Here is a 1,342-nt window from a genome sequence, read left to right as displayed (position 1 = left end):
TTTCATGCCCAATCTCCCTCACCACTAGGATTGGACTCTAGACCAGCGTGCTACTCAAATCCGGGGGGACGTCGCGCATTCACCACATGATTTTTTATCAATTAAAAACAAGTCTGTATATTATGGAAAGTTATAAAAACTAGGCTAACACAGACATAAACTTAAAATCACCACACTCAAAGCATGTGAATTCACAATCTCGGTTTTGGTATATATTTATCATTACAACTCTCTTTAGTTTAATAAAGTTTATATCTGCCTGCCAAACCATCAAGAAGATAAACATCTTGAGCACTAGTTACAGGAGAAGCCACAATGTGGTCGCAAGAAGCAAATAGTTCCTACTCATTCGAAGAGTTACTAACAGAGTGCCATCCAAAACCACAGCCAGCCACATTTCAGAGTGGCGTAGACTATCTGAACGCTCTCTGGGAGCATGGCCCTTCAAAGATGCTATTTGTTAGAGTTGATTTAGGCATTCGAGTTGAATATCAATCAAGCATGCACTTTATCGAATTTTGTGATTACTTCAAGAGAATGATCGCAAACAGACGCAGCAAACCCAGCATCTTTAGGTACTACGTCGGTATGATCTGGCGCTTAGAATGGACCAGCGACAAATCTTATCACTATCACTGCCTATTCATCTTTGACGGAGCACGAGTACGGAATGCGGTTTACTACGGAGATGCCATTGGAGATTACTGGATGAAAAACATTACGGAAGGGATTGGCACATATTGGAATAGCAACAGAGAGGCAGACAACTTCCCTGAATCAGGAATCGGCATGATTGATCGCCGAGATATCAGGAAGCGCCATATTTTGATCACAAGGGTCCTAGCGTACTTGACCAAACCAGATTTTGAAATACGCGAAGCCATTTTGGAAGATGCCATAGGGCTTGGCTGCCCGCATCAGGCGAGACACGTGCGAACGTTCGGCACTAGCAATTTGGCTTTACACAGATTTACGGTGACACAGAGAAGCTGACGTATGCAAAATTTCTTTTGTAACTTTCTTCTAGAAAAAGCCCCCGCAAGCCTGCTTGCACCCTTCCGCACAGATAAGATGGCATGGCGGATTGCCCCGACCGCAGTATGCTGCCCTCCCCTATGATTTGAGCATAGAAAGATATTCATGAGCACACAGCAGTTCAGCTCTGAATTCAAAGAAGAAGCCGTGAGCCCGGACAACTCAGAGAAACAAGCCGCCAAGCAAATCAAGAGCAAATTTTTACTGGATCATTACACGAAAGCCTTCACCAGATGGCGCAACTGCGTTGCACATGACCTTCCCCCGCCCGGTATCCCAGTCATAAATTAGCAATCAGGACTGGTTG

At 44.5% G+C, this 1,342-nt stretch carries 2 protein-coding genes; both read left to right on the top strand.

Annotated elements, in window-relative coordinates:
- Window positions 1-315: 315 nt before the first annotated feature.
- Window positions 316-993, top strand: a complete 678-nt coding sequence (locus Q352_RS0117965) for a YagK/YfjJ domain-containing protein (RefSeq protein WP_084300377.1) — start codon at window positions 316-318, stop codon at window positions 991-993.
- 147 nt (window positions 994-1,140) lie between these two features.
- Window positions 1,141-1,326 carry a hypothetical protein gene (locus Q352_RS23635; RefSeq protein ID WP_156952607.1) on the top strand — a complete coding sequence of 62 codons (186 nt, stop codon included), beginning with the start codon at window positions 1,141-1,143 and terminating at the stop codon, window positions 1,324-1,326.
- Window positions 1,327-1,342 lie beyond the last annotated feature (16 nt).

This window comes from Microvirgula aerodenitrificans DSM 15089, assembly GCF_000620105.1.
Lineage (GTDB): Bacteria > Pseudomonadota > Gammaproteobacteria > Burkholderiales > Aquaspirillaceae > Microvirgula > Microvirgula aerodenitrificans.
This window is presented reverse-complemented; position numbering and strand designations above follow the sequence as displayed.